28 protein-coding genes and 1 riboswitch are annotated in these 26417 nt (G+C 39.1%); of the genes, 20 read left to right on the top strand and 8 right to left on the bottom strand.

Annotated features, from left to right (window positions below):
* Positions 1-53: 53 nt before the first annotated feature.
* The gene (locus tag AC4NPH_RS15755; RefSeq protein ID WP_013058668.1) at positions 54-1487 is read right to left on the bottom strand and encodes an alanine/glycine:cation symporter family protein; all 1434 of its coding nucleotides are present in this window, start codon (positions 1485-1487) and stop codon (positions 54-56) included.
* 277 nt (positions 1488-1764) lie between these two features.
* Entirely contained in the window at positions 1765-2385 is a 621-nt protein-coding gene (locus AC4NPH_RS15760; RefSeq protein ID WP_063672542.1) for a LysE family translocator, read from the bottom strand.
* A 220-nt stretch (positions 2386-2605) separates the two neighbouring features.
* Here AC4NPH_RS15760 and AC4NPH_RS15765 point away from each other — a divergent pair, with 220 nt between their 5' ends.
* From AC4NPH_RS15765 to AC4NPH_RS15780, 4 genes are all read left to right on the top strand, one after another.
* Positions 2606-3088: a GNAT family N-acetyltransferase gene (locus AC4NPH_RS15765; RefSeq protein WP_029323892.1), complete on the top strand. Its 483-nt coding sequence runs from the start codon at positions 2606-2608 to the stop codon at positions 3086-3088.
* Positions 3085-4011 carry a DMT family transporter gene (locus AC4NPH_RS15770; protein ID WP_013058665.1) on the top strand — a complete coding sequence of 309 codons (927 nt, stop codon included), beginning with the start codon at positions 3085-3087 and terminating at the stop codon, positions 4009-4011. Before AC4NPH_RS15765 ends, AC4NPH_RS15770 begins: the two co-directional genes overlap by 4 nt.
* A gap of 24 nt (positions 4012-4035) precedes the next feature.
* Positions 4036-4974, top strand: coding sequence for an MBL fold metallo-hydrolase (locus tag AC4NPH_RS15775; protein ID WP_013058664.1), 939 nt, complete (start codon positions 4036-4038; stop codon positions 4972-4974).
* A 202-nt stretch (positions 4975-5176) separates the two neighbouring features.
* Entirely contained in the window at positions 5177-6028 is an 852-nt protein-coding gene (locus AC4NPH_RS15780) for a VOC family protein (RefSeq protein ID WP_063672540.1), read from the top strand.
* Between the two features lie 473 nt (positions 6029-6501).
* On the opposite strand, the gene AC4NPH_RS15785 is transcribed toward AC4NPH_RS15780, so the two are convergent.
* Positions 6502-7887, bottom strand: a complete 1386-nt coding sequence (locus tag AC4NPH_RS15785) for a protoporphyrinogen oxidase (RefSeq protein WP_055990659.1) — start codon at positions 7885-7887, stop codon at positions 6502-6504.
* Between the two features lie 221 nt (positions 7888-8108).
* Here AC4NPH_RS15785 and AC4NPH_RS15790 point away from each other — a divergent pair, with 221 nt between their 5' ends.
* From AC4NPH_RS15790 to AC4NPH_RS15815, 6 genes are all read left to right on the top strand, one after another.
* Positions 8109-9434 (top strand): metallophosphoesterase, encoded by a 1326-nt coding sequence (locus tag AC4NPH_RS15790; protein ID WP_097812666.1) that lies wholly within the window; start codon positions 8109-8111, stop codon positions 9432-9434.
* Positions 9435-9592: 158 nt separating this feature from the next.
* Positions 9593-10015 (top strand): GtrA family protein, encoded by a 423-nt coding sequence (locus AC4NPH_RS15795; protein ID WP_029323880.1) that lies wholly within the window; start codon positions 9593-9595, stop codon positions 10013-10015.
* Between the two features lie 37 nt (positions 10016-10052).
* On the top strand, positions 10053-11738 hold the full coding sequence (locus AC4NPH_RS15800) for a DUF6044 family protein (protein ID WP_053487671.1): 1686 nt from the start codon (positions 10053-10055) through the stop codon (positions 11736-11738).
* Positions 11739-11750: 12 nt separating this feature from the next.
* Positions 11751-12740 (top strand): glycosyltransferase family 2 protein, encoded by a 990-nt coding sequence (locus AC4NPH_RS15805; protein WP_063672536.1) that lies wholly within the window; start codon positions 11751-11753, stop codon positions 12738-12740.
* A gap of 110 nt (positions 12741-12850) precedes the next feature.
* Positions 12851-13291: a YozF family protein gene (locus AC4NPH_RS15810; protein ID WP_013058656.1), complete on the top strand. Its 441-nt coding sequence runs from the start codon at positions 12851-12853 to the stop codon at positions 13289-13291.
* A gap of 83 nt (positions 13292-13374) precedes the next feature.
* Complete coding sequence (locus AC4NPH_RS15815; protein WP_013058655.1) at positions 13375-13821, top strand: GNAT family N-acetyltransferase; 447 nt, start codon at positions 13375-13377, stop codon at positions 13819-13821.
* 12 nt (positions 13822-13833) lie between these two features.
* Here AC4NPH_RS15815 and AC4NPH_RS15820 read toward each other — a convergent pair whose 3' ends face one another.
* Positions 13834-14130 carry a hypothetical protein gene (locus AC4NPH_RS15820; RefSeq protein WP_013058654.1) on the bottom strand — a complete coding sequence of 99 codons (297 nt, stop codon included), beginning with the start codon at positions 14128-14130 and terminating at the stop codon, positions 13834-13836.
* A 121-nt stretch (positions 14131-14251) separates the two neighbouring features.
* A riboswitch (SAM riboswitch) is annotated at positions 14252-14353 on the top strand.
* Positions 14354-14413: 60 nt separating this feature from the next.
* On the opposite strand from AC4NPH_RS15820, the gene AC4NPH_RS15825 reads away from it, so the two are divergent.
* From AC4NPH_RS15825 to AC4NPH_RS15840, 4 genes are all read left to right on the top strand, one after another.
* Positions 14414-14761, top strand: coding sequence for a hypothetical protein (locus AC4NPH_RS15825; RefSeq protein WP_223268975.1), 348 nt, complete (start codon positions 14414-14416; stop codon positions 14759-14761).
* 100 nt (positions 14762-14861) lie between these two features.
* Positions 14862-15020, top strand: coding sequence for a DUF1540 domain-containing protein (locus tag AC4NPH_RS15830; RefSeq protein WP_016765258.1), 159 nt, complete (start codon positions 14862-14864; stop codon positions 15018-15020).
* Between the two features lie 317 nt (positions 15021-15337).
* Positions 15338-16741 (top strand): alanine permease AlaP, encoded by a 1404-nt coding sequence (gene alaP / locus AC4NPH_RS15835; protein WP_013058652.1) that lies wholly within the window; start codon positions 15338-15340, stop codon positions 16739-16741.
* A 240-nt stretch (positions 16742-16981) separates the two neighbouring features.
* Positions 16982-17821, top strand: a complete 840-nt coding sequence (locus AC4NPH_RS15840; protein ID WP_029323869.1) for a GNAT family N-acetyltransferase — start codon at positions 16982-16984, stop codon at positions 17819-17821.
* Between the two features lie 29 nt (positions 17822-17850).
* Here AC4NPH_RS15840 and AC4NPH_RS15845 read toward each other — a convergent pair whose 3' ends face one another.
* A complete protein-coding gene (locus AC4NPH_RS15845; RefSeq protein WP_013058650.1) occupies positions 17851-18249 on the bottom strand; it encodes a GNAT family N-acetyltransferase in 399 nt (132 codons plus the stop codon).
* Positions 18250-18361: 112 nt separating this feature from the next.
* Between AC4NPH_RS15845 and pdxR the strand changes: the two genes are divergently transcribed.
* Positions 18362-19765, top strand: a complete 1404-nt coding sequence (gene pdxR / locus AC4NPH_RS15850) for a MocR-like pyridoxine biosynthesis transcription factor PdxR (protein ID WP_057273877.1) — start codon at positions 18362-18364, stop codon at positions 19763-19765.
* 136 nt (positions 19766-19901) lie between these two features.
* On the opposite strand, the gene AC4NPH_RS15855 is transcribed toward pdxR, so the two are convergent.
* Positions 19902-20621: a poly-gamma-glutamate hydrolase family protein gene (locus tag AC4NPH_RS15855; RefSeq protein WP_098901252.1), complete on the bottom strand. Its 720-nt coding sequence runs from the start codon at positions 20619-20621 to the stop codon at positions 19902-19904.
* Positions 20622-20664: 43 nt separating this feature from the next.
* Positions 20665-21474: a class I SAM-dependent methyltransferase gene (locus tag AC4NPH_RS15860; RefSeq protein WP_491938808.1), complete on the bottom strand. Its 810-nt coding sequence runs from the start codon at positions 21472-21474 to the stop codon at positions 20665-20667.
* A gap of 111 nt (positions 21475-21585) precedes the next feature.
* Between AC4NPH_RS15860 and AC4NPH_RS15865 the strand changes: the two genes are divergently transcribed.
* The 3 genes from AC4NPH_RS15865 (at position 21586) to AC4NPH_RS15875 (ending at position 23859) form a co-directional block, all read left to right on the top strand.
* The gene (locus AC4NPH_RS15865) at positions 21586-22248 is read left to right on the top strand and encodes an MgtC/SapB family protein (RefSeq protein WP_013058646.1); all 663 of its coding nucleotides are present in this window, start codon (positions 21586-21588) and stop codon (positions 22246-22248) included.
* A gap of 401 nt (positions 22249-22649) precedes the next feature.
* Complete coding sequence (locus tag AC4NPH_RS15870) at positions 22650-23291, top strand: NAD(P)-dependent oxidoreductase (protein WP_098196885.1); 642 nt, start codon at positions 22650-22652, stop codon at positions 23289-23291.
* 73 nt (positions 23292-23364) lie between these two features.
* Positions 23365-23859: a GNAT family N-acetyltransferase gene (locus tag AC4NPH_RS15875; protein WP_013058644.1), complete on the top strand. Its 495-nt coding sequence runs from the start codon at positions 23365-23367 to the stop codon at positions 23857-23859.
* Positions 23860-23880: 21 nt separating this feature from the next.
* Here AC4NPH_RS15875 and AC4NPH_RS15880 read toward each other — a convergent pair whose 3' ends face one another.
* Positions 23881-24630: a sulfite exporter TauE/SafE family protein gene (locus AC4NPH_RS15880; protein WP_013058643.1), complete on the bottom strand. Its 750-nt coding sequence runs from the start codon at positions 24628-24630 to the stop codon at positions 23881-23883.
* A 155-nt stretch (positions 24631-24785) separates the two neighbouring features.
* Between AC4NPH_RS15880 and AC4NPH_RS15885 the strand changes: the two genes are divergently transcribed.
* Both AC4NPH_RS15885 and AC4NPH_RS15890 read left to right on the top strand, forming a co-directional pair.
* A complete protein-coding gene (locus tag AC4NPH_RS15885) occupies positions 24786-25685 on the top strand; it encodes a LysR family transcriptional regulator (protein WP_013058642.1) in 900 nt (299 codons plus the stop codon).
* Positions 25682-26320: a hypothetical protein gene (locus AC4NPH_RS15890; RefSeq protein ID WP_098314785.1), complete on the top strand. Its 639-nt coding sequence runs from the start codon at positions 25682-25684 to the stop codon at positions 26318-26320. Before AC4NPH_RS15885 ends, AC4NPH_RS15890 begins: the two co-directional genes overlap by 4 nt.
* The last annotated feature ends 97 nt before the right edge of the window (positions 26321-26417 follow it).

The raw sequence follows: 26417 nt of genomic DNA on the forward strand, positions 1-26417 counted from the left end.
AAGAAGTAAATATGCACAATAAAAAAAGCCGTGAATATTCACGGCTTTTTTTGTTAGATCGCTTTTTTCGAGCTGGATTTATCTTTTGAATGATCCCACGCATCAATATTATCAAGTCCAGAAATGCTGTCTTGATAGAAGACAGGGTCTTTTCCAGCTTTCTTTTGGGCAAGATAATCTTTGAGTGCGGCAAAGGCAACTTTTGACAGCAGGAGAATTGCGATTAAGTTGACTACTACCATAAAGCCCATAAACAGATCTGCTAAATCCCATACAAGCTGAATTTGAGAAATAGAACCGAACACAATCATTGCAAGTACAGCAACACGATAAGTCATCAGCCAAGCTTTATTTGTGTTCAAGAACTCAATATTTGTTTCTCCATAGTAGTAGTTACCAATTAATGTACTAAAAGCAAATAGGAAAATCATAATCGCAAGAGCGCCTGCTGCCCAAGAACCAATGTGAGTGCTTAAAGCAGCCTGTGTTAACTCAATACCGCTTAAATTTTTATTTGTGTAAGCACCTGAAAGTAAAATGATAAAGGCAGTACTGCTACAAATAATAAGCGTATCCGTTAATACACCAAAGGCTTGAATCAATCCCTGTTTTACCGGGTGGCTTGTTGTTGCAGCAGCTGCAGCGTTTGGCGCGCTACCCATACCCGCTTCGTTTGAGAATAATCCGCGTTTAATTCCTTGCATAAGAGCTGCTCCAAGAGAACCTCCGGCAATTTGCTCAAAACCAAATGCATTTTTTACGATTAACGCAATAAGAGAAGGCATCTCTTGAATGTTCATAATAATAATAAAGAGTGCTACGCCAATGTAGGCAACAGCCAGTACCACCACAATATATTCTGACATTTTTGCAATACGCTTAACTCCGCCAAAAATAATGGCAGCGAAAGCCACTGTCATAATAATTCCTAACACTAAACGATTTGTTCCGAACGCATTTTCAAAAGCAAGAGTAATCGTGTTCGATTGTACAGCATTAAAAATTAAGCCGAATGATAAAGTGATTAAGACAGCAAACAGTCCGCCCATCCAGCGCTTTTTTAAACCTTTTTCCATATAGTAAGCCGGTCCGCCTCGGAAGCCGCCGTCTTTGTCTTTTACTTTGTATATTTGTGCTAATGTACTTTCGATAAATGCTGAAGCTGAACCAATAACGGCAAGCACCCACATCCAAAAGACAGCACCAGGTCCCCCTAAAGCGATCGCAATCGCAATACCTGTAATGTTCCCCGTACCAACGCGGGCTGCCATACTGATGCAAAACGCTTGGAATGGCGAAATTCCGTCTTTAGAAGAGCTATCCGCACCTTCTTTTAATACACGAATCATTTCTTTTAATAATCGAATTTGTAAAAACTTTGACCTAAAAGTAAAAAACAAACCAAATGCAATCAGCATCGCAATCAGTAAGTAGGACCAAAGAAATTCGTTGATTGAACTAACAAAACCTTGAACTACTTCTTGCATAGTTTCACCTCTTCATAAATTATAGTAGAATAATAATAAAAAACGTGAATTTATAGAATTTTCCCTCTATTTAGATAGATCTCCCTATTTCCCCGCTGTTTTTCTTCATTATCCTTGTCGAATCTTGTGGCTAAATCTGAACCTTATATATATATAAAATAATAATTTTGGTCTTTTGTCAACTAACCTCACATGGAAAAATAGGGTGATATGACAAATGAAGCAGGTATGAAAAGGCAATAACAGCAGGGATGAAAGAAATTTCATTTTGTTTCACTTAATTGTTGCTAGAAAATAAAAGTTTTAGGCCAAGTACGCCAAAAACCGTTCCTTTTACATATTTTAATGTGTGCTGAAAGATGCGGCTTTTTTTGACTTTTTTCCCAAGGCCAGAAGCAAATAGCGCAATAAGTGAAAAGATGATGAGCGTTTCGGCGATAAAGATGATACCGAACAAAATCATCTGCAAACTTATATGTCCAAGAGACGAATTAACAAACTGCGGTAAGAACGTGATGAAGAAAATAGCTACTTTTGGATTGGTTAAGTTGCTAACAAATCCTTTTCTAAAGTGATGGTGCTGCTGAACGTTTTCTGTTAATTCCAATGGACCGCTTTTTTCGCGAAACGATTGGTATGCTAAAAACAGCAGGTACAGAACGCCTACAACCTTTAGAATCGTAAAGGCTATAATTGATTTTTGAAAGATAATAGATAGCCCCACTGCGGCTAAAAGAGTATGTACAAAGGTTCCCGTAATAGATCCCAATACGGTTTTGATGCCTGCTTTGACGCCTGAAGCAATACTTTGTGTCATTACAAAAATCATGTCTTGTCCTGGTATTAAGACAATGATAAGTGACACGGCTATGTAAGGTATAAGCCAAGAAAATGTCATGATGATTCCCTCCCAACAGAATTTTAACCATTTCGACAAAAAGTTCTCAAGAGTGTGTGCTAATGAATTAATAGATTAATGGAGTAAAGTTTAGAAGGCACAAAAGCATAAAAAGAGGTTATTTCTCCTAATAAAAATCAATAAAAGATGTAGGAAAAAAATAGGTGATGTTGTATAATAATTCGATATACTTAATTTTTATAGAAAGAGGGTAAAATTTATGAAGTACTGTTTAGCACAGCCAGAGGATGCCGCTATAGTTCACGATCTTATGCTGCAAGCCTTCTCCGTCTATCGCGATTCTGTCCCACCGTCCAGTGCTCTTGATGAAACGATAGAATCTATTATGCAATCGTTAAAGCACGGAAAAGAAGCTGTCATTTTATACGTCGAAAATAAGCCGGTAGCGATGGCGCGTTTTACGCTAGAAGAAACGAGCTTATATTTTTACCGCCTGTCTGTTATTCCTACTTTTCAAGGAAAAGGAATGGCTAAACAGCTTATTCAATGGTTAGAAACATACGCCAAAGAGTGTGGCAAGGAAAGTTTATCATGCAAGGTGCGAATGAGTGTTTCTCGTAATATAGCTTTGTATGAATCAATCGGCTTTTACATAGAGGAAAAAGAAATTGTACATAGAGACGGAGTGGATATTCCCGTAGTAAATATGAAAAAAGAGATTCTAAAAGGAGTAATGGCATGAATAAATCAACTCTTCCTTTACCGCCTCCTGTCTTTCTTTTAATCGGTGTAGTAGCCGTTTCTTTTTCTTCTATTTTAATTAAATGGTCGGAGGCGCCTGCTTCTATTTTAGGAATGTATAGACTGCTGTTTACGGTCCTTTTATTTTTACCGTTTTTACCATGGAGGGAAATGAAAATTCTTTTTAAAAACAGCACGTTAAAAGAATGGCTAATGCTAGCTGTATCAGGCGTGTTTTTAGGGCTTCACTTTCTGTTTTGGATGGAGTCTTTTTCACATACAACAGTTGCTAGCGCTATGATTTTGACTGCGCTTGAGCCGGTTTTCGTAGTGATAGGAGCTTATTTTTTATTTAAAGAAAAAACAAGCAAAGTAGGAATCATCAGCATTTTAATTGCTGTTAGCGGCTCAGTGATTATCGCATCGGGAGATATCGGAGTATCCAAAACGGCTCTTTACGGAGACTTACTTTCTGTCTTAGGTACAGTAGCTGTTTCTGTTCATATGCTGGCGGGGCAAGAATTATGCAGGAAAATGCCTTCAATCATCTATAGCTTCGCCGTTTTTTTAATCGGTGGCCTGGTTCTATTTGTCTACAATATTTGTACAAACGTATCGCTGATTCAATATGACATAAAAGATTGGTGGATCTTTTTGCTTTTAGCACTTATTCCTAATATTTTTGGTCATGCCTTATTTAACTGGCTGTTAAAGTACGTAGATGCTACAACGATTTCAATGGCTATTTTGGGCGAGCCAATTGGTGCCATCATTCTCGCTTATTTCTTGCTTGGAGAAATGACAACTGTTTCTCAGTTAGTGGGAGGAATGATTGTGATGATTAGTGTGATGATCTTCTTAAAGTACAAAGCAGCAGAGCTAGAAAAAGTCATGGCTCTTCAAGAAAAGTCCAATATCAGCTAATTGGATAGGCAAGCAGCACCGAGTATGATACAGTTTATTTATCATTATTTACCATTTGGCGAAAAGGCTTTTATTAAACTATATAAAGCGGGTGTAAATATGCTGAAAAAACTAACGGATTACGTTTATTACTTTCCTCATTCTGAAGAAACGGATCGGCCGGTGCTCGGGCTTATCTGCGGGGAGAAGTATAGTTTCATCGTAGATGCCGGGAATTCTCCTGCGCATGCATCATCATTTTTAGAAGAAGTGGAAAAAATGGGCGTCCCTCCAATCAAAGGAGTAGCTATTACGCATTGGCACTGGGATCATACATTTGGCATTCATGCAATGAATAAGTATACAATCAGCCATCATTTAACAAAGAAAAAGCTGGCCTATTTAAAGACACTGCGCTGGGACGATGATTCCTTGGATAAACGCGTCCAGGAGGGGGAGGAAATTGAATTTTGCCGGGATATGATCAAGAAAGAAATGCCGAGTCGAGAGGCGTTAATTTTACAGGAGCCAGACGTAACGTTTCATCATCATATGAAAGTTGACCTAGGTGGAATCACTTGTTGTATTCAGCATATTGGAGGAGTACACGCGCAGGACTCGTCTATTGTCTACATACCCCAAGAAAAAGTCCTGTTTTTAGGTGATTGTCTATGTCCAGATTTTTATAGCGGTGACTGGAGTTATGATAAAGAAGACTTTGAGCGGATTCAGAGAGAGCTTAAAAAATATGATGCGCAGTATTATCTCTCATCTCATTTTGACCCTGAAACTCCTGAGGAACTTTGGCGAGATTTAAACCAATTGAGTGCGATTGGAGAAATTGTAGGAAATGAAGTCGATTTAGAAAAAGCATGTTTTCAGTTTGAATGTGAAACGTATAAAAAGCCGACAAATGAGCAAAAAGAGAGAATACAGTATTTTGTTAATGGAAATATTAAACGCAAAAGCAGAGAACTGTTTTGATAGTTTATACATAATGATAAATAAGCCCGACTGTTCATACTATGTTATGAGCAGCCGGGCTTATTCAATTGGTTGCGCAGTGATATAAGCTTTAAGTTATGATAGTAAAATAAATAACTTGACGAAATAAAGTTATAAAAATATAATAAGTTACATAAAGTAAGTTGATTAAAAAATGATATATTCAAAAGGAGAAATAATCATGAATTTTCACCGTGCACCTCATGTATTTGTTGGGAAAGTAAATTTAAAAGTAGAAAATTTAGAGCGCTCACTTGCTTTTTATCAGCAAATAATCGGGTTTAAACTTTTAGGGAGAAAAGAGAACAAAGCTCTGTTAACAGCTGATGGACGCACCGCGCTGTTATCGATTGAACAGCCGGAAAACGTTACAGCAAAACAGCCTCGTACAACAGGCTTATATCATTTTGCTCTATTGTTGCCGACTCGTTCTGATTTAGGAAGTATACTGCAGCATTTGTTAAATAGCGGTTATCCGCTTCAAGGGGCGTCTGATCATCTAGTGAGCGAAGCGCTGTACTTGGCAGATCCAGATGGAAACGGCATAGAGATTTATCGAGATCGTCCGTCAAGTACATGGGAATGGAATGACAGTGAAGTAGTAATGGCTACAAAACCTTTAGATGCAGAAGCGATATTAGCTGAAGGAAACGGTAAACCATGGACAGGATTACCTTCAGCTACCTTAATGGGACATATTCATCTTCACGTTTCTGAATTAGGACAAACGGAAAACTTTTATCGAAATGGATTAGGTTTTGAGGTTGTGAGCAATTACCATAATCAAGCATTGTTTATTTCAACTGGGCGCTATCATCATCACATCGGACTAAACGTTTGGAATGGAATTGGAGCGCCTAGTCCTCTTGAAAGCAGCGTTGGTTTAGAGTCATTTACACTTGTTTTTCCAGTTGAAGAAGCAAGGGAGCAGGCAATAAATCAGCTTCGTGAAATTGGAGCAGCTGTGTCTAAAGAAAACCAAGATTTCATCACAAAAGATCCATCAGGCAATATAATTAGATTAGTCCTTTAAAATAAAAGCTGCCGTAATTGGCAGCTTTTATTTATCGCAATGTTCGTCAAAATAGGAAAGAAATGTACACGTTTTTCTCAAATAGTAAGATGATAATGGCGAAAACGGTGTTATTTTCAGGGAAATAAACGAAGAGTCTTATGTTTAAAAAAGTTTGTAAATAAGCGGGCGTGGGAATAAAATACATATCAAGCATCATTTCTTATCGTTATTGAACCTTTATATAAAGTCTTTTCATATAAAACCTTGAAGGAAGGGAGCGGAAACCTGTGAGATATAAAGTGAAACATTGGCTTAGATTAACTTCAGACGAGCGCTATCTTGTATTGTTTGCTACTGCTGCTTTGCAAAAAGAAAAGCGATAAAAGAGTTGTTAATAGTAAGGAAAGTAGCTTTATATGCTAACGAAAAGGTAATAAAAGGCCTGAAAATAATATATTATTTTCAGGCCTTTTATTGTTTTTAAACCTTTTTTAAGTCAACTGTTGAGAGATAGCTTCAGCCGTTTGTTTACCGTTTGTTATACACGCTGCAATGCCTACTCCATAGTAAGAACAGCCGGCTAATGTAATAGCGGGGTGCTTGTCATGCAATTTTTGAGTCAAGCTGCGTACGAGTTCACCGTGTTTAAGGTGATAGGTAGGCATCAATTTATCCCAATTGGTTACGTCGCTTTCAATGGGCTTCTCTTTGATCCCTAAGCTGTTTTCAATGTCCTTTTGTGCCACTGCTAGCAGCTCTGCTTTTGACATCGGCCGCAGGCTGTCAAAGTAGTGACTCGTGCTTTTATAAAATAAGCGAACTAACAAATTCCCTCGCTTAGAGGTGTGAGCCCATTTTTTGCTCGTCCATGTGCAGGCATTGGCGATTAAGTTGCTTGATTGAGAGGCAATAAACCCGGTGCCTTCAGCGGGAAGGTATTCGTCTGGAACGTCATAGCCGATGTACACGCTAATCAGAGAAGAATCTTTTAACTGCTCAAAGTCTTCGTTTAATTCGGGATCGTTCAACAGGTGCTGAGCAGCCGTGTGCGGTGTAGCTAACACCACGTAATCCGCTGAATGGGCTTGCCCCGGCGTACTGATTTGGTAACGTTCACCCTTCCGTTTTATGCTGGTGGTTGGCGTATCTTTTAAGATCGTTACATCAGAAAGCTCTTCTTCTAAGCGGTGAATAATCGTTGATAAACCTTGTTTAAACGAAATGAATTTTTTATTTCCTGCCGTTTTAAATTTTTTTTCATTGGCTCCCATTCCTTTGATGATGCTGCCGTACGTGTTTTTATAGTCGAGCAGATACGGGAGAGTCGAAGAAATCGTGAGTTTGTCTAAATCGCCAGAGTAGACGCCCGATAAAATAGGTGCAATTTGCTTTTCTACTAGCTCTTCTCCTAAAAAATGTTTTAAAAAGAGTCCAATTGAGCTGTCTTTCGTAAACGTTGTATTTTTAGTAATTAAGTCTTTTAAAGCTGTAATTTTAGCTTTTGAAGAAATCAGCTCGCTTTTAAAAAGAGATTCTACGCTTGTTGGAATACCGAACATGGTATCTTCAGGAATTGGAAGCAGCTCATTAGCAGAGTAAATAAACGATTTGCCCGTTTCGTTATAGACTAAATCTTTTGTTAAGTACAGCTCTTCTAGCAGGGGCATAACATTTTCTTTTCGAGCTACAATAGAATCCGCCCCTGTTTCCATGATAAATTCCCCAGCTTCACGCGTATTGATTTTCCCTCCTAAATGGGAATGTTTCTCTAGTAATAATAATTTAAGCGGGAGATTACGTTCTCGTTTTAGTTTCTGCAAATAGTACAGAGTGGTTAAGCCCGTAATTCCTCCTCCAATAACAGCGACCGTTTTCAAAATATTCACTCCTACATTTTCAGCAATTAGTCTGTAATATACGAAAATCATACCACTATGACTAGGAAAAGTGTAATGAATTGATTGTGAACATAGTGTGTGCAAACACGAAAAGAAATATTGAAACTATACGATTAGATATTTTGAAATTACATAAAATAAAAGCTCATACACGTAGAGAAAATGACTGAGACGCAGCAGTGAAGAAAGGAGGAAGCATCATGCTCGGCGGTTTTATGGAAACGCTGAAAAAAGACTGGCTCGCTTTAGTATTAATAAGTGTTCTTATATGCGGTATTACCTTAAACGTACGAGCCGAAGAGAAGAGCGGACGAAGCGGATACATCGAACCAAAGCTAGTTTTTCCTGTGATCAGTGATGTTCATATTAAGGAAACAGGAACGCTTGATTTGCGTACTTTTCAACATGCATTAACGCAATTAAATGAGCAGGCACCGAAACAAGATGCATTTGTAGTAGTAGGAGATTTGGCTGATACCGGCGCGTTAAAAGAATACGACCGCTTTTTTTCTATTTATAATCAAAATAAACAGCCGCAGGCCGTATCTCTTTTTACAATTGGTAATCATGAATACCGGGACAGCGTAACTAATCAGCAAGCGCAGCAGCGTTTTTTATCTAAAACCAAAATGAAAGCTCTTTATTTTCATCAAGTGATAAAAGGGTATCATTTTATCATGCTTGGAACAGAAAGCCGTCTGACCGCCGGTGATTATTCAATCAAACAAATTAATTGGCTTGGAGAACAGCTGAAGATAGCAAAGCGAGACGATCCTAAAAAACCGATTTTTGTCTTTATTCATCAGCCTATTAACAATACACTGTACGGGAAAAACAGATGGGGGATAGAAGTGAATGAACAGCTTCTTTACAATACGTTAAAACCTTATCCGCAAGTCATTACATTTTCTGGTCATACCCACCATCCGTTGGACGATCCTCGTACTATTTTTCAAAGAGATTTTACATCTCTTGCAACGTCTTCTGTTCGGTATATATGGCCTGGTGCTGGATATTTACAAGGTGAACTTCCTCCTGGCTACCGAGATGTGAGTCAAGGTCTTCTTGTAGAGGTTTATAATCGAAAAGTAGTAGTTAAAAGGCGAGATTTTCACGCAAATAAGTGGACAGGAGAAGCGTGGAAAATTGACATACCTGCAGATTCAAAAAAATTTCACTACACGAATGAACGAGATTTAGTAAAACCGATTTTTCTTCCAAGCTCTACTATTTCTGTTATACAAGAAAAAGCTTCATCGAATCAGCTTTATATCCAGTTTACGCAAGCGGTGGATAATCTGATGGTTCATTCTTATCGCATTACCGTCAAAAATAAAAAAACTGGAGAAGTGGTCAAAACATATAATGCATTTTCTCAATATTACAGCGATCCTGTTCCGGATGTTCTAAGTCTCCCGTTATCAGGTTTGCAGCCTCATACTGCGTATCAAATAGAAGTAGCGGCAGTGGATGCGTTTGACAATCAAAGCGACCAAAAATTAATCATTGAAGGCTCTACTAAATAGCTAAAAGAATCCTGATTTTTATTGATTCTTTTAACTTTTTTTCATCTGTTTTTAATGTTATTTTCATTAGATTTTTAAGTGGAGTTGCTACACTGAAACTGTATTTAAAGTAATAATATGTAATTTTCATGAAAGTATCAAAATCAAAAGGAGTTTGTATGAAAGGATCTTTTGTACGTTTTTTAGTAGTAGGGCTGGTCAATACAGGAGTAGGTCTCTCCATTATGTATGTGCTGCTTCATATCTTTCATCATTACTGGGCAGCAACGTTTGTGGGCAACGCAGCGGGGGCAGTCGTTAGCTACGTATTAAATCGAATATTTACGTTTAAAAGCGGAGTTCATTTATCTAAAAGCATACTGCGTTTTATTTTGGTTATTGGCGTTTGCTACGGTTTATCTTACTATATTGGACTGCAGTTCTCCAGCTGGTTATTGCACCAACTTCCTGCTGCTGTGCGTCCGTTCAAAAAAGACGTCGGTATATTGATTGGAACAGGTCTGTATACGCTTTTAAATTATACGGGTCAAAAATACTTTGTATTTAATGCAAAAAAAGAAGCAGCCGTCATACACGAGTAGCTTCTAGTAATTATGAAATGGAAATAGGTGTTAACAGATGAAGAAAGAAACAGCTATGAATAAAGAAAAAACATTGCTTATTATCGCTTTCCTTTTGCTGCTTGCGTATGTATCCCCTATGTTTTTGCTTGGGGAAAATTCACATATACGCGTGCACGATAATTTAGACTCAAATATTACGTGGTATAAAGTTCTGCATCGAAGCGGAGAGCTGTTTGGCTCCAGTCATGCCGTATTACCTCAAATTATTAACGGATTGCCGAGGAATACGTTTGGAACAGAATTTAGCGGTATTCAGTGGCTGTATGGTTTATTCCCGACCATGCTTGCATACAGCCTGAGTCAAACGATCACGCGCGTATTTGCTTTAATTGGAATGTACTTATTATTAAAAAAGCATTTTATCAAAAGCAAGGATGCTTATGCGATTCGAGTGCTTGTATCACTTGCTTTTGCACTTACTCCTTTTTGGCCTTCGGGGATGCTGAGTACATTAGGACAGCCGCTGGCGCTGTGGGCGTTTTTAACCATTCGAAACCGCGAAGGAACGTGGAAGGAATGGCTTACTCTTTTATTGCTTCCGTTTTACGCGAGCTTTGTGCTAGGGTTTTTCTTCTTTTTAGCAGCGATGGGGCTGCTATGGCTAAGAGATGCAGTAAAAAAACGAGCGTGGAATATGCCTTTTTTAAGCAGTATTGCAGCGATGACCGCTGTCTTTCTGCTCATTGAATACCGGCTTGTTGATTCTCTTTTGTTTCCGGAGGCCCCGACGAGTCGAAATGAATTTTTAAGCTCTACTCTAAGTTTCGGACATTCCATTCGCCTTACTTTGAAGAACTATACGCTTGGGCATACACATGTAATGACGCTTCATACCTTTGTCATTTTACCGCTTTCTTTTATTGTACTGTGGATTGTCGCTCGCAATCAGAAAGGAAAGCTTGAAAAAACGTTTTTGCAGTTATTTGTTCTTAATCTACTACTGTCGATTTGGTATGCGTTTTGGTTTTATAAAGGATGGGAGCCGCTAAAAGAAAAATTTCAGCTTTTAAATACGTTTAACTTTGCTAGATTTCATTTTTTACGCCCGCTCATTATTTATTTGATGTTTGCCGTTGGCGGCTATGTTTTATGGAAGCGGGGCAAAGCGTGGAAAAAGTTTGTGTGGGTGTGTTTGGTTTTACAGTTGCTTGTGTTATTTATAGCGAACCCTGAGCTTTATTATCGCTACAATCACGAGCCGTCAGTCAAAGAATTTTATGCTGTCCATCAATTCGATGAAATCAGCAGATATATAGGGAAACCTAAATCATCTTATCGGGTAGCAAGCATTGGGCTTCATCCATCAATTGCTCAGTATAACGGCTTTTATACGCTAGATACGTATAACAACTTCTATCCGTTAACTTATAAACATGAGTTTCGCAAAATCATTGCCAAAGAGCTTGATAAAAATAAAAAGTTAGAAAGCTACTATGATCACTGGGGCAACCGCTGCTATGTGTTTGTTAGCGAGCTAGGGAAAAAATATGATTACCGAAAAGACTCAACGAAAAAAATCCGTCATTTGCAGCTTAATATCAGCCAATTTAAGAAAATGGGCGGTCGCTATATCTTTTCAGCTGTTCCAATCGAAAATGCTGAAAGTGACGGTTTGCACTTTTTAAAAGCATTTAACGATAAACAGTCCGCTTGGAAAGTGTATGTATATGAAGCAAAGTAAGGGGGCAATAACATGAACAGACCTATTTTAACGATTGTTGTTCCATGTTACAACGAAGAAGAAGTATTCACAGAGACATCTTTTCAATTAACTACTGTAATAAAAGAACTGATAAATGAACGTCTTGTATCGAGTGAAAGCACCATTTTATTTGTCGACGATGGAAGCAAAGACAGCACGTGGTCGCTTATTGAAAAAGAAAGCTGCAGCAATTTATTTGTAAAAGGGTTAAAGCTAGCGCGAAATGTAGGACATCAAAATGCTTTGCTCGCAGGACTAGAAGCAGCCCATAAGCAATCTGATTGCGTCATTTCCATTGACGCAGATTTGCAAGATGATATTAGCGTCATTCGTACCTTTGTGGAGAAATATTGGCTCGGGTATGAAGTCGTATATGGCGTTCGAGACAGCAGAGAAACCGATACATTTTTTAAACGAACCACGGCAGTAGGGTTTTACCATTTTATGAATAAGCTAGGAATTCAGCTCGTTCAAAATCACGCTGATTTTCGTCTCATGAGCAAACGTGCTCTTGGCGAACTCATGAAATATAAAGAAGGAAACGTCTTTTTACGAGGCCTTGTACCATTAGTAGGATTTCGCTCCACGGAAGTCACATATGACCGAAAAGAACGGACGGCGGGCGAATCAAAATATCCGTTAAAGAAAATGCTTGCTTTTGCATTCGATGGGATTACATCTTTTAGCGTAGCGCCGATACGCTTATTGACGCTGCTTGGAGGAGCTTCTTTTCTCTTTAGTATTGCGTTTGGTATTTATGCGCTGATTCAAAAATATTTAGATCATACGCAAATCGGCTGGACGTCTCTTATTTTATCCATTTGGCTTGTAGGCGGCCTGCAGCTAATGGGAATGGGTCTTGTCGGAGAATACATTGGCAAGATTTTTAACGAAGTGAAACAGCGTCCTAAATATGCGATTGAAAGAGATTTATATACAAAACACTCATTAGACAAACAAAAAGATTTGCTTATGCATTAATTTAAGAAGCTTCTCCTAAATGGAGAGGCTTTTTTTTGTTAAAGCGTTTATCATAATTTTTAAGTGAACAGGAAATGCTACTACTAAAATTTCTAAGGAGATCAAAATCTATGAAAAGACTATTTTATACAGTCAGCACTTTTTGTTTTGTCTGGCTTGCTTTTGCAGCCATTCATGTCAGCGCTCTTTCGATTGAGAAGCTTCCAATGAAGAAATCATCTGAACAATGGTCGGTTGAACTGACAAAAGCGAGCATGACGGGAGATAATCAGCTAAAGTGGAAAAATAACGTCTATCATACATATGGATTAACCGTTGAAAACATTGGGAAAGACGTAGAGCGCGTGCAGGTCCAAGCTTTTCGGCACGAAGGAAAAAATAAGGCGAAATACAGCTTGTTTTCTCCTATTGAAAGGTCTAACTTAAGCAAAAGCGGTCAGCGTTTTCGCTATGCGAATTTTGCTGTTCCTGGAAAAGCGGCAAGCTTAGACATCATGATCAACTGGACGGACGAACAAGGTAATCATCAAGAGCATTTTGAATTTAAATAAAAGTCTTCGCCTAGGCGAAGACTTTTATTTTGCAGGAATTTATCCTCGCATGTAGAAAACGAACACGAAAGGAGAGATCGATAATGATTGCAAAAGCTACTGAAGAAGAATTACAGGAAATTCGGACGAAATCTGCTGATGCGCTGTTTGAAGGAACAATGAAGCAGTTTCATCCGTCAGCTGAACGCGTAAATGAACTAGTTGGTAGCGCCTTTGAAAAAGGCTGTTATTATTTAGTTTCAAGACAAGAAAATAAACTCGCAGGCTGGGTTCTTATCGGCCCATCTACCGACTTCTTTTCAAAAGAAGAAATTGGCTTTATCTACGAATTATATGTTGTACCGGAATACCGCGGGCAAGGTTTAGCCAAGCCGTTAATACAAAAAGCAATTGATGAATTGTCTATCAAAGGATACCCTGAAATCAGACTCAGCGTTCATGCTGGGAATTTTGCACAGCATGTGTATCGTGACCTTGGATTTGTAGATAAACAAATATCAATGACCTTACAGGTGGTAAAACGTCCGTAACGTTGGTGAATATCAGCGAGTCCATAAAACATAAGATGTTATACACGCGATGAGGTTTGGCAGTGAAAGTAAAAGTAAATAAGTAGCCCAAACGGCTCCTTTATCTAGTACTTCAACGGCTCCTCCACCTGTATTATCTGAGGAAGGGGGATCTTCAAGCGCGTTCATAACTAAAGCTGCCGCAGCTAAAATAATTCCTCCGATGCTTCCCGTTGTTTTGACAATTGCAATATGGAAAGTAGATGAAAAAGCAATAGTAAGAAGCAGCAGCAAGCTTCCCAAAAAAGCAGATAACATATATCGTTTCATGTGCTCACCATCCTTTATGAAATCATACCATATTTTACTTCTTTTTTCTTTTTATTGAAAAGCTATTGACGTAACCTATAAAACATATTAGAATAGCCAGAAATAATTTAAAAACGAAATATTCTTATCTAGAGAGGTGGAGGGACTGGCCCTTTGAAGCCTCAGCAACCACAATTATTGAATGGTGCTAATTCCAGCATAGCCTAGCTCTGACAGATAAGAAGAGGAATCTTTTTCTATGATGAAATCCTCTTCTTAGGAAGAAACATTTCGTATAGAAAAGGTGAGGACATTGAACAGTAGACAAACAGCGTTAAGCACTGATGATTATTTAGATCTATACTTATTAGCCAAAGAAATAAAAGACGAAACGTGGCAGCAGGAAACTTTAGCTGCGCTAAAAACGCAGCAAAATCGTTCATTTGAAGAAAAACAATCCGCCCTAGTTCAAGAGATATGGGAAGATTTTAAACAGTTAAATGAAGATATTTCTTTTACGTATCGCTTGATTCAAAAAGAGCCAACTAACGAACAATTTCAGACTAAATTAAGGCACTTGAGAGAACGGCGGATCACGCTGAGCCGTGAGTTATATTTAGCTAAAAAACAGTATGTTGAACACACGCAATAAAAAGATCCGCTTGATAAACAAGCGGTTTTTTTGCGTGAAAATGTTAGAATCGTTATATTTCGGGTAGTAAATAGATAAGACAAGCAAAGGAGGGATAACAGTGGCCCAAGGTGTATTATGTGAAGTGAATGAGTGCATGTATTGGAAATCCGGAAATAAATGCAGTGCAGAGTCCATTTACGTTGTGAGTCCTGAAAGTAGTCACCATGTTTCTGAAACGGAAGAACCTGGCTGTAAAACTTTTGAACCCGCGAGATAAATGCTAGTTTTTATAAAAAAGCATAAAATGAACGATGCGCTGACGGAGTTGAGTCGGCGTTTTTCTATTTTTTTAAAATACTATTGCTTAAGTGCAATAATAAATACATATTAAAATAGCAGGGCCTATGTCTAATTGTGCGTTTAAACAAAATGATAAGATAATTTTTTTGTTTTTCGACAAAAGAAAAGTGAGAGAAAGGTGATAGAATACAAATATACAGCCTAGCTGTCTTTTAGCACAAACTTATATGAAAGCGCTAACAAAAAAGGCTGTGTTCATCTCGTTTTGACAGATTGGAAAAAGGGGAGACGTTTATGCAGGGGAAAACTCAGGGGAAAGAATTGAAACGCGGGTTAGAAGAAAGACATGTGACGCTGATGTCCTTAGGAGCAGCCATAGGGGTAGGACTGTTTCTTGGATCTGCATCTGCTATTAAATTAGCAGGACCGGGAATATTATTGGCGTACGGATTTAGCGGAATGATTATGTTTTTTATTATGAGAGCACTTGGAGAAATGGCGATTCAAAAACCTGTTGCAGGTTCATTCAGTAAGTACGCACGCGACTACTTAGGGCCGCTTGCCGGTTATTTAACAGGTTGGAACTACTGGTTTTTATGGGTTGTAACATGTATGGCTGAAATTACAGCCGTTGGTATTTATATGGGGTATTGGTATCCGGATGTACCAAACTGGATTTGGGCGTTATCGGCGCTTGTTATCATGACAACGGTTAACTTCTTAGCTGTTAAGGCATATGGTGAACTGGAATTTTGGTTTGCACTTATTAAAATTTTAGCGATTGTATTAATGATTGCCGTTGGATTATTAATGATTGTGTTTGGAATCGGCAACGGCGGCGTTGCGACTGGTATCAAAAACTTGTGGGACAACGGCGGACTGTTCCCGAACGGATTTAAAGGCATTTTGCTGTCGCTGCAAATGGTCATGTTTGCATATTTAGGAATTGAAATGATCGGCGTTACCGCGGGAGAAGTGAAAAATCCGGAAAAATCTCTAGCAAGAGCGATTGATTCTGTCTTTTGGCGTATTCTTATTTTCTACGTTGGTGCATTATTTGTCATTATGTCGATTTATCCGTGGCAAGAAATCGGTTCACAGGGAAGCCCTTTTGTATTAACATTTGAAAAAATCGGCATTCCAGCGGCGGCTGGTATTATTAACTTTGTCGTGCTAACAGCAGCTCTTTCTTCTTGTAACAGCGGTATTTTTAGTACAGGCCGTATGCTGTTTAACTTAGCAGAGCACGGAGAAGCACCAAAAGGATACGGCCAGCTTACAAAAGGCGGCGTACCGGGAAAAGCTGTTTTAGCATCAGCGGGTGCTTTATTAGTGGGAGTAGCGTTAAACTACATTGTGCCTGCCAAAGTATTTACGTGGGTAACAAGCATTGCAACATTCGGTGCGATTTGGACATGGGGAATTATTTTGCTTTCTCAAATTAAGTATCGCAAAACGTTAAAAACAGGTGAAGAGGCAAAGCTGAAATATAAAATGCCTTTATTTCCGTTAACATCTTATGTGTCACTTGCGTTCCTAGCGCTGGTGGTGGTTCTCATGGCATATAATCCAGATACTAGAATTGCAGTTGTCATCGGACCATTATGGTTTATCGGTCTTATTATCGCGTACTATGCAAAAGGATTCCACAAACGAAGTCAAGGTTCAGCTGCAGCTGAGCAAAAGCTAGTGAAATAAAAGAAAAGACCTCTTTCTTGGAAAGAGGTCTTTTTTCATTAATTTATGTGCGAATGATTAGTTTGTTTTAAGGGATCATTGGTACGTATGAATAATGTAGAAAATATTCTATTTATTCTGTACTATTTAGTTAGAGAATTCGTTAATGATTAAGTGGTAATTGAAAGTGGATAAGTATGTTAGTTTTACGCTTTTTAACGCCGTACAGTGCATCGAAAAGTTGGGAGGAAATAGGCAGAAATGATAGAAAGATTTAGTGAAAAAGACATAAAGGATTTGCTAGTGCTATCTAAGTTGGAAAAATGGGATTATAGCGAAGCGGATTTACATACGATTTTTTCATCTGGAGACGTATTTGGTCATAGAAATGAGAAAGGTAACATTGTATCAAGCGTAGCAGTAATTTTGTATAAAAATCAGTCAGCTTTTATAGGAATGGTAATTGTGAGAAAAGATTACCGAAAACAAGGGTTAGCCGGGCAGCTCATGAAGCACTGTTTGCAAACTCTTTCCCCTGAGGTGAATGCCTACTTAATTGCGACAAAAGAAGGTGAGCACTTATATAAAAAAGCAGGGTTTAAAACCGTGGACTATGTAAGTAAATATATAAGCAGTGAATACATACCAAGAGCATTTAAAGCTTCAGGGGTTTATACACGATCCTTAACGAGAAGGGACTTCAAAGAGGTTGTAAAGCTTGATGAAGCAGCATTTGGAGATAATAGAAAGCTATTTTTAAAAAGTAGAATTCAGCAAGCTGAAAAAGCAGTTGTCTTACAAAACGAACAAAATAAAATGACGGGTTATGGTTTAGCGGTTCGTACCCCAAGCAATATCGTGATTGGTCCTGTAGTTGCTCCAAACGCTGAAGCAGCAATGCTAGTCATTGATGAACTAGCGAAGAATTACAAAGAAAAGCTGAGAATTGACCTGTCTTCTCATGAGGAAACGTTAAAGAAACTTATGGAAAATCACGGATTTCAGCTTCAAAATGAGCCTCCTGTTATGGCGTATGGTGTCAATCCCCTACCTGCTAGACAGGGCAATCTTTTTGCTATAGCAGCTCAGGCGTTTGGATAAAAAGAAAGGAGAAGCTCCTTTCTTCGCGTCTACCGAATTCTATCAATTTTAAATCCGTTATCAATTTGATGAAAGCCGACTTTTGGATAGTAGTTCATAGCAGAAGGAGCGGAAAGTAAAATCAGCGCGATTTCTTCGCCGATTTCTGATTGAACGTGTTTGATTAGCTGTGTACCGATTCCTTGATTTTGATAATCTTTTACAACAGCTAAATCCGATAAATAGCAGCAATAGCTAAAATCTGTTAACGCTCTGGCTATGCCAATGAGTTCGCTGTCGTTCCAAGCGGTGATAGTAAGAGAAGCATGATCAAGCATTCTTTGAATTCGATCAAGGTCTTGTGCAGGACGTTTAATACCGGAATGTACAAATACTTCAGCAGCTTGTTCCGCACGGATTGAGACGTTGGTTTTATAAGTGATAGTCATTGCGTCATCTCCTTGATTTATAAGATATAGTCCAGTATATGAAGAACCTGAACTGAGAGTAAGTGTCAGAAACAGCGAATTTAATAGTATCAGTTAGAAAGGAAAGAACACTATGTTAGAGTTAATGCCTTTGCTTGATAAAAGAAAAGCAGATCCCTTATACATGCAGCTTTATATCTACATAAAGAAACAAATTCAAAAAGGTACCATTCCGCCTCTTGAAAAACTGCCTTCTAAACGAAAGCTAGCTCTTCATTTAAGCATTAGCCAAAATACGGTTGAAGCAGCTTATGTACAGTTAGAAGCAGAGGGCTATATAGAGATACTAGCCAGGAAAGGGGCATTTGTAAAAGAGATAAAAAATGAAGTTGTGCTTCAAGAACTGCCTCCCGCCTATGTCTCTTTACCGCAAGAAGAACGGAAATCAACTGTCATTGACTTTAGCCATGGAAAGGTAGACGTAGAAAAATTTCCGTATAACACGTGGAAAAAGCTAACGGTTCAAACTATTTATCATGATGAAAGCCAGCTTTTTTACAGCGGACATCCACAGGGCGAACTGCTTCTTCGCCAAGAAATTGCAGCGTATCTTTATCATTCAAGAGGAGTGCGCTGCACAGCGGAGCAAATTGTGATAGGTGCAGGTACGCAGTATCTTATGTGGCTGCTTTCTGTCACGTTGGGGAAAGAAAAAATAATTGGGTTTGAAAATCCGGGTTTTCACCGAACGAGGCACGTTTTTCAAGAACAAGGCATGTCAGTTATCCCTATTTCTCTCGATAATTCTGGCTTGAAAGTGAAGGAACTGAAAGAAAGCGGAGCGGATGCGGTGTACATTACGCCGTCTCATCAATTTCCTATTGGGATGGTCATGCCGATAGCAAGAAGACTTGAACTACTAGAGTGGGCGGCAGAAACGAACAGCTATATTATAGAAGATGACTATGATGGAGAATTTCGCTATAAAGGAAAACCGATTCCGGCCCTTCAAGGATTAGATCAAGACGATCGCGTTATTTATACGGGTACGTTTTCAAAATCGTTGATGCCTTCTCTTCGAATAAGTTATGCCGTGCTGCCACACCGGCTTCGTACAAGCTATGTGAAGCACTGTGGACTTTTTAAACAGCCTGTTTCAAGGCTTCATCAGCATACGCTCTTTCTGTTTATGAAAGAAGGGCACTGGGAACGCCACTTGAATAAAATGAGAACAACGTACCGTAAAAAACAAGCGCTGCTGCTAGATTGCTTGACTACTATTATGGGAGAACGTGTAGATGTTATTGGAGAACATTCAGGCTTGCATATTCTTCTTGAGGTAAAAAATGGAATGAGTGAGCAGAAACTAATAGAAGCAGCTGCCAAGCAAGGGGTAACGATTTATCCAACGTCTATTTATTATCATAGTGCCGGTGACAACAACACGCCCTATGTATTGCTTGGATTTGCGGGACTGTCTGACGAAGAGATAAAAACGGGCATAGATTCGCTGTTTAAAGCTTGGTTCGTCCAATAAGAAGTGAAATTAAAGAGTTCTTTAAACAAAAAGACTTTAAACGGTCTATTTTAGCGAGAGAAATAGATAAGAACCAGCGCGTTTGATTACACAGACTGCGCCGGTTTTTTGTCTGAAAATCGAGAGTTTGTGAAAATTAGTGAATCTGTAGGTAAAGGAAAGTTTGATAGGAAGAAGATGCTTCTTGTAAGGAAGATACAAATGTATGAAAAAGCGGCGTTACATTCATACGGTTATTTCTCGACCAGTCGTGGTTTACGAAAAATGATTTTCTTAGTTCGGCTGTGAGTTCAAGCTGTACTCCGGCTTTTAGCAGATTATCGTTTACAATATTTTGCTCGCTTGTTCCGGCTATATCAGAAGGGGCGTCACGGACTGTAAAGCCGTGTTTGCGCAGCGATTGCTTTACCAGCTCTTTATAAAGCTGATTTTTTCCGCCTACATATACGATAGGCTGACTGCCGCTGTAGCCGTGAATCGTCAAAACGGACATGCTTTGCTGAGTCATTCCTCTAGCAGTGGGTTCGTCAAAGTTTTCTGAGGTTATGTGCAGAACTCCGTTGTTAGTTGATTTGATGCCTTCGAATAAATAGTAAGAAGCGGAAAAATGATCGGCGAGTTCTTTGGCGACTTCTGATGTACCCGGTTCAATTCCTCCGCCGTGAATGGCCATAATGGATAGGTAGCTAAAGCGCTGCTCGTAGCGAATATCGTAGTCTTGGTGAAGAATTTCGTGCTGCTGCAGTTCGGCATAAGAGGAGTAATAGTCACCGCTTGCATAAGAGGGAGGGAGAATCAAAAAGCAGCACATGAAAGGCAACAAAATGCTTGTACTCCATTTGAATAAACGATTCATCAATAATCACCTCTATTTATCCTATGATAAATAGAGGTGATTATTAGTATTTCCGTCCGATATAGAGTAAATGAGAAGAAAGTCCAAGGTGATAAGAACTTGATGCTTGTTGAATAAGCAGTTGAACGATGCTGTCCATTTCTTCAGGGGACTTTTCTTTCCAATAAGTCCATTCCTCAGAATTAACGGACGAAGCAACGTTAGAGGCAATCAGCTCGATGTATTGAAATCCATGCTTCTTTAAAAAAGGAATAATATCCTCAATATTAGCGTAATAAGCATGAGTAAACCGGCCTTCTTCGGCATGATCAAAGCAGCCTGATTCATAAAAATCATGCAGCGCTTTTGCCGTGTTGTTTGGTTTTAAACGCTCCGGGGATGTTAAAGAAGAAATGACGTGCTGGACGCGCGGCATAAACGAAATAAAGACAGTTCCGCCTGGTTTCGTGACTCGATACAGCTCTCGAACTGCTTGAATACGATCTTGTTTCTTCTGCAAATGATACATTGGTCCAAGCATTAATGCCGCATGAAATTGTTCATCGAAACAACATTGAAGATTCCTGGCATCCGCCACGTGAAAATCATGAAATGCATCATATACCTGCCGTTCTAAAGTTTTTTCTTTGGCTTTCTCAACTAATTGCGGCGTCAAGTCAGTTAAAGTTAATTCGTAGCCGCTTTCCGCTAGTTTCAAAGCATATCTTCCCGGTCCGGCACCGTTATCTAAAATATGTCCGCTGGGAGGAAGGTGCTTTTTGATAAAATGCCAGTTTACTTGAAACTCAATAGGCTCGCGTTCTAATCTTCCCCACTCATCGAATCTGCTGTAATAATTGATGATTTTATCCAATTTGATTAGCCTCCACTTCAAAAATTAGTTATAGTAAATTATAACAAAAATAGAAATAGTTAATAGGTGCGTTTGTGAAAAAATGAAGATGAAGAGAAAGGAGGGGGAAAAATGACCGCAGCTTTTATTAGTCGTCTAGCTCTATCGGGTCTGTTAGGAGCTTTGGTTGGATTAGAAAGAGAATTTAGAGCAAAAGAAGCGGGCTTTCGCACTCATTTTTTAGTTGCTGTCGGTAGCACGCTAATTATGCTAATTTCGAAATACGGCTTTTCGGATGTGCTTCATCAAGATCATATGGCCCTTGATCCGAGCCGGGTTGCCGCACAAGTAGTAAGCGGTATTGGTTTTTTAGGAGCAGGTATGATTATTATTCAAAAGCAGCATATTAGAGGGCTCACAACAGCCGCAGGCGTATGGGCAACGTCAGGAATTGGTTTAACCATTGGGGCGGGTATGTATACAGTCGGCATTAGTGCAACTATACTGGTGCTGATTGGCTTAGAAATATTGAACGTAATGTTTACATCTCTTTCTACGCATTCCATTTTAATTAAGTTTCGTGCAGCGAATCAAGAGGATATTTATGAGCTTCTTGATAAGATTGAAAGGGAAAATATTATGATTTCATCCTATGAAATTCACCGAGATCATCATCAAGGTGAACTGCTCTATTTTGTTGAAATAAAAGGAAAAGCAAAAAAGAAAGGGAATAAAGTAGAATTGATTAAATCGATTCATTCTATGGCTCATGTGTTATTTATTGAAATTGAATAAGTACTTATTTATTTTTTGTCAAAGAGATTAAGACATAACTAAATTAATCTAAAGTCGAACAAATGGATAAAGGGGCCAGTATGGATCGTTTAGTACACCGCAGTTGATTTCCATGCAAGGCTTAGCTTTCCGCGGGCGGCCGGTGAGCCTCCTCGCCGCTTGCGCTCCTACGGGGTCTCACCTGTTCCGCTTTTCCCGCAGGAGTCTTTGCCTTGCCCTCCAATCAACCGCTAGAAGTACCTACATATATAAAACCTACGTTCGGATCTTCCTTCAACTAGAATACTTTTGCTCCAGTCTCTTTATTTGTTCTCTATCTTGCTTAAACTGTTTCGCCGTGTTTTAGCAAAGCAAAAAAAGGCTATTACCTAAATATAGAGAATTTTACTGGAGGTTATAAAATGAAAATTGGAGTGGTAGGCGCTACAGGAAAAGCAGGAAGTTTTATCGTGAAAGAGGCTTTAAATCGCGGGCATGACGTAACAGCAATTGTACGTGATGCGGGCAAAGTAGAAGAAAAGGATGTTCGTACATTGGAAAAAGATATCTTTGATATTACGGCAAACGATATTGAAAGTTTCGACGCAGTAGTGAATGCGTTTGGAGCTCCTGAAGGAAAAGAACATCTGCATGTAGAAGCGGGGCAGTCGTTAATTCATGTATTTAAACAAGCTCCGGACGTTCGTCTTCTTGTTGTAGGAGGAGCAGGCAGTTTGTTTGTCGATGAAGAGAAGACGACGCGTTTAGCAGATACGCCTGATTTTCCAAAAGAGTATAAAGCGACAGCTGACAACCAAGCTCAAAATTTAAAAGACTTAGAAAGTACAAGCGATATTAATTGGACGTTTATTAGCCCAGCAGCATTTTTTAATCCTTCAGGAAAACGAACGGATGCTTATAAAACAGGAAAAGATCATGTTATTTTAAACTCAGAAGGAAACAGCCATGTCAGCTATGCTGATTATGCTATTGCTGTCATTGATGAAATTGAGCGAGGAGAGCATGTAAACGAACGCTTTACCGTTGTATCCGACGCTAGATAAAGGAAAAGCCGCTTTATGCGGCTTTTTTTTGTGAGTGATATACTATGAAAAAAGAAAAGGAGTACAGCAGAAAATGAAGAATACAAAAAACGTAACGCTAGCGTGTTATAGTGAAGCGTACGACTCGTCTATACATAGCTATACGCTGCCTGAAGAGCAGCTTATTTATACGGCACTTCCCGCTGAAGCCTTAGCTAATTGTGAGCAGGAAAAGGACAGAACGCCCGTTTTGATTTTGGCAGAAAACAAAGTAGCCGGCTTTTTCGTGCTCGACGCAGGGGAAGCCGTTAAAGAATATACCGAGAGCTCCGGCGCGCTTTTAATACGGTCGTATTCCATTCATCCTGATTATCAAGGAAAGGGAGTTGGCAAAAAGTCATTGAAACTTCTTCCTTCTTTTATCAACCATCACTTTCCGACTAAAAATGAAGTGGTGCTAGGCGTGAACTATAAAAACACGGCCGCGCAGCATCTGTACAAAAGAAGCGGCTTTGTCGATACAGGCCGGCATATTTTTGGAAGCCAAGGAAAGCAGTTTGTTTATCAGATGGACATAAAAAAAGCTTGAACAAGAGTTCAAGCTTTTTTCTTATATAACAAGGAGGAAGCTAGAGAAAATAGGCAGCGCTACAAGGGAAGTTTTTAATACGGGAGCAGGTACGCGATTTGTAAACTTTGCTCCAATATATGAACCGACCATTGTGCCGACTACTACTTGGATCAACAGCGGAATATCTAAAAAGCCCTGCTGATAATAGCCCATTCCTCCGCCGATGGCAATCGGAATAATAACGAGCATAGTCGTTCCGGCCGACTGACGAATAGACAAGCCTAACACCATCATAAGGCCAAGCTGGATAAATGGAGTTGATCCAATTCCAAACATTCCTGACAGAGCGCCTGTGATTAAGCCGATCAGTAAAGAGTAGACGACAAATTTAGCTCCTGTTGGAATCGTACGTTCTTTTTGCTGGCGGGAAAATAAAAACATTCGCAGCCAAAGTAAAACGCCAGATAATAAAAGCATACCGGCTGTTAGCCATTTTAGCTCGCCTTCTGGGATAAAGGATGAAAGGTTAGACCCAATCCAAGCGCCTAATGCACCGAGGATACCAACAGAGATACCGGATTTTAAAGATACGTTACCTTCGCGGTAATGACTGACTGCGCCAGATAAAGAAGAGAAAATCATTGCGGTAAGAGCCGTTGCAAGTGCAACGTGAACAGATACGCCGTACAGCAGCGTTAAAATTGAAATAATAAAACCTGATCCGCCTGCTCCGACAAATCCTAAGATCAGTCCGACGGCTAACATTGTTAAAACAATTGAAACATCCATAAACTAATTCCTTCTTTCAACACTTATTCTATGCAGACACATAACATTTTTAGCAAGTGCTACGTTCTTCATTTAAACATGAATTTTTTATGACGTCCAATGTATAATTTATATGAAATTGATAGTATTATGTAATAAGTAAAGGATGTGAAAAAATGGAATGGCAGCAGCTCGAATATTTTAATGTTGTAGCTCAAACGGAACATTTCACAAAGGCCGCAGAAAAATTATCAATCGCGCAGCCTACGCTCAGCCGCTCAATTTCTAAATTAGAATCAGAGCTTGGCGTGCCGCTATTTGAACGAAAAGGAAGACAAGTCATTTTAAATCGATATGGCCGGCTTTTTTATGAACGAACGGCTAAAGTATTAAACGAAATGGAAGAAGCTAAACGTGAGCTTTCAGATTTAATCCACCCTCACCGCGGCAGTATTTCGTTTGCTTTTTTAAAATCATTAGGCGCTTCGTCGGTCCCAAAACTAGTTCATGCTTTTTTACAAGAGTATCCGAACGTTCAATTTCAAATTTTTGAGAACGCCACGAACATCATGCTCGATCAGCTTCAAACGGGGGAAATTGATTTTTGTATGTCTTCCGTAACGGAATCTAGGGCAGGAATTCAGTGGGAATATTTATGGAAAGACGAGCTGTACGCGTATGTCCCTGATACGCATTCTTTTGCCTCAAAACAAGTGCTTTCGATTTCAGAGTTGGCTCATGAATCGTTTATCGCGTTAAAAAAAGGATACGGAAGCCGAACAATTTTTGATCAGCTGTTTGACGAAGCCGAGATTGTCCCAAATATTACGTTTGAAGGAGAAGAATTTTTGACGGTAATTGGTTTTGTAGCGGCTCATTTAGGGATTGCCTTGCTTCCTGAAATAAAGGGAGTGGACTTGCGAGGCATTAAAAAAATAAAGCTCAAAGAAGACACAGCTTCAAGGGTAATTGGGATTGCGTGGAACAAGGATAAATATTTAACTCCTGTTGCGAAAAAGTTCCAGGAATTTTTAATTCAGTATTTCAAAGACCATCATACAGGAGGAAAACGATGAAGAAAATTGCTTGCCTGCACGCTCATCATTCGAACATCTCTTATATAGAAAAAGCGCTGCCGTTTGCGAACTGTATGCATTTCGTAGACCCTGGACTTGTACATCGGGTAACAACCGACCCTAAGTTTGCAGCGGAGTCAGCAGCTGCAAAAGTAGAAAAGCAGTTAAAGTGGATGGAAGAATGTTCAGCGAATGCTATTTTACTTACGTGTACGAATTACATTGCTCTTTTACCAGAAGCATTTACAAGCGATATTCCAATTATTAAAATTGATGAGCCTTATTTTCACCGAATATGTGAAATAGAAGAACCGCAGCTTATCGTGTTTACAAATCCGGAGACCGTAGAAGGAACAATGAAGCGTCTAGACGAATTTGCATTTTATCAAAATGTAAAGATAAAGGTTCGCCCTGTTGTGATAGAAGGTGCTTTTGAACTAGTAATGACTGGAAACCTAAAGAAGTATAAACAGAAGGTAAAACATGTCTTACATGAGCTAATAAAAGAGCATAACACTGTTGTTTCAGTGGCACAGCTCTCAATGGTAGAAGCAGCGGAGGAGGTAAGCGACCGTATTATTACGCCTCTTCAACCGTTAGCGGAAGAAGTAAGAAAAACAATTATTAGGTCATAAGAAATGAAAGGAAGAAAAAATAAATGGTAAAATATTCACTTTATTTTGACAAAAATTTCATTTCCTTATATGATAAGTAGTGTTATAGAAACCACTT

The sequence above is a fragment of the Priestia sp. MDV22-iso46 genome, from assembly GCF_058629175.1.

What these genes read in the sequence shown, in the direction of transcription:
- AC4NPH_RS15755 (WP_013058668.1), bottom strand. Translation starts at nt 1,487, where the DNA reads ATGCAAGAAGTAGTTCAAGGTTTTGTTAGTTCAATCAACGAATTTCTT.
- AC4NPH_RS15760 (WP_063672542.1), bottom strand. Translation starts at nt 2,385, where the DNA reads ATGACATTTTCTTGGCTTATACCTTACATAGCCGTGTCACTTATCATT.
- AC4NPH_RS15765 (WP_029323892.1), top strand. Translation starts at nt 2,606, where the DNA reads ATGAAGTACTGTTTAGCACAGCCAGAGGATGCCGCTATAGTTCACGAT.
- AC4NPH_RS15770 (WP_013058665.1), top strand. Translation starts at nt 3,085, where the DNA reads ATGAATAAATCAACTCTTCCTTTACCGCCTCCTGTCTTTCTTTTAATC.
- AC4NPH_RS15775 (WP_013058664.1), top strand. Translation starts at nt 4,036, where the DNA reads ATGATACAGTTTATTTATCATTATTTACCATTTGGCGAAAAGGCTTTT.
- AC4NPH_RS15780 (WP_063672540.1), top strand. Translation starts at nt 5,177, where the DNA reads ATGAATTTTCACCGTGCACCTCATGTATTTGTTGGGAAAGTAAATTTA.
- AC4NPH_RS15790 (WP_097812666.1), top strand. Translation starts at nt 8,109, where the DNA reads ATGCTCGGCGGTTTTATGGAAACGCTGAAAAAAGACTGGCTCGCTTTA.
- AC4NPH_RS15795 (WP_029323880.1), top strand. Translation starts at nt 9,593, where the DNA reads ATGAAAGGATCTTTTGTACGTTTTTTAGTAGTAGGGCTGGTCAATACA.
- AC4NPH_RS15800 (WP_053487671.1), top strand. Translation starts at nt 10,053, where the DNA reads ATGAAGAAAGAAACAGCTATGAATAAAGAAAAAACATTGCTTATTATC.
- AC4NPH_RS15805 (WP_063672536.1), top strand. Translation starts at nt 11,751, where the DNA reads ATGAACAGACCTATTTTAACGATTGTTGTTCCATGTTACAACGAAGAA.
- AC4NPH_RS15810 (WP_013058656.1), top strand. Translation starts at nt 12,851, where the DNA reads ATGAAAAGACTATTTTATACAGTCAGCACTTTTTGTTTTGTCTGGCTT.
- AC4NPH_RS15815 (WP_013058655.1), top strand. Translation starts at nt 13,375, where the DNA reads ATGATTGCAAAAGCTACTGAAGAAGAATTACAGGAAATTCGGACGAAA.
- AC4NPH_RS15820 (WP_013058654.1), bottom strand. Translation starts at nt 14,130, where the DNA reads ATGAAACGATATATGTTATCTGCTTTTTTGGGAAGCTTGCTGCTGCTT.
- alaP (WP_013058652.1), top strand. Translation starts at nt 15,338, where the DNA reads ATGCAGGGGAAAACTCAGGGGAAAGAATTGAAACGCGGGTTAGAAGAA.
- AC4NPH_RS15840 (WP_029323869.1), top strand. Translation starts at nt 16,982, where the DNA reads ATGATAGAAAGATTTAGTGAAAAAGACATAAAGGATTTGCTAGTGCTA.
- AC4NPH_RS15845 (WP_013058650.1), bottom strand. Translation starts at nt 18,249, where the DNA reads ATGACTATCACTTATAAAACCAACGTCTCAATCCGTGCGGAACAAGCT.
- pdxR (WP_057273877.1), top strand. Translation starts at nt 18,362, where the DNA reads ATGTTAGAGTTAATGCCTTTGCTTGATAAAAGAAAAGCAGATCCCTTA.
- AC4NPH_RS15855 (WP_098901252.1), bottom strand. Translation starts at nt 20,621, where the DNA reads ATGAATCGTTTATTCAAATGGAGTACAAGCATTTTGTTGCCTTTCATG.
- AC4NPH_RS15865 (WP_013058646.1), top strand. Translation starts at nt 21,586, where the DNA reads ATGACCGCAGCTTTTATTAGTCGTCTAGCTCTATCGGGTCTGTTAGGA.
- AC4NPH_RS15870 (WP_098196885.1), top strand. Translation starts at nt 22,650, where the DNA reads ATGAAAATTGGAGTGGTAGGCGCTACAGGAAAAGCAGGAAGTTTTATC.
- AC4NPH_RS15875 (WP_013058644.1), top strand. Translation starts at nt 23,365, where the DNA reads ATGAAGAATACAAAAAACGTAACGCTAGCGTGTTATAGTGAAGCGTAC.
- AC4NPH_RS15880 (WP_013058643.1), bottom strand. Translation starts at nt 24,630, where the DNA reads ATGGATGTTTCAATTGTTTTAACAATGTTAGCCGTCGGACTGATCTTA.
- AC4NPH_RS15885 (WP_013058642.1), top strand. Translation starts at nt 24,786, where the DNA reads ATGGAATGGCAGCAGCTCGAATATTTTAATGTTGTAGCTCAAACGGAA.
- AC4NPH_RS15890 (WP_098314785.1), top strand. Translation starts at nt 25,682, where the DNA reads ATGAAGAAAATTGCTTGCCTGCACGCTCATCATTCGAACATCTCTTAT.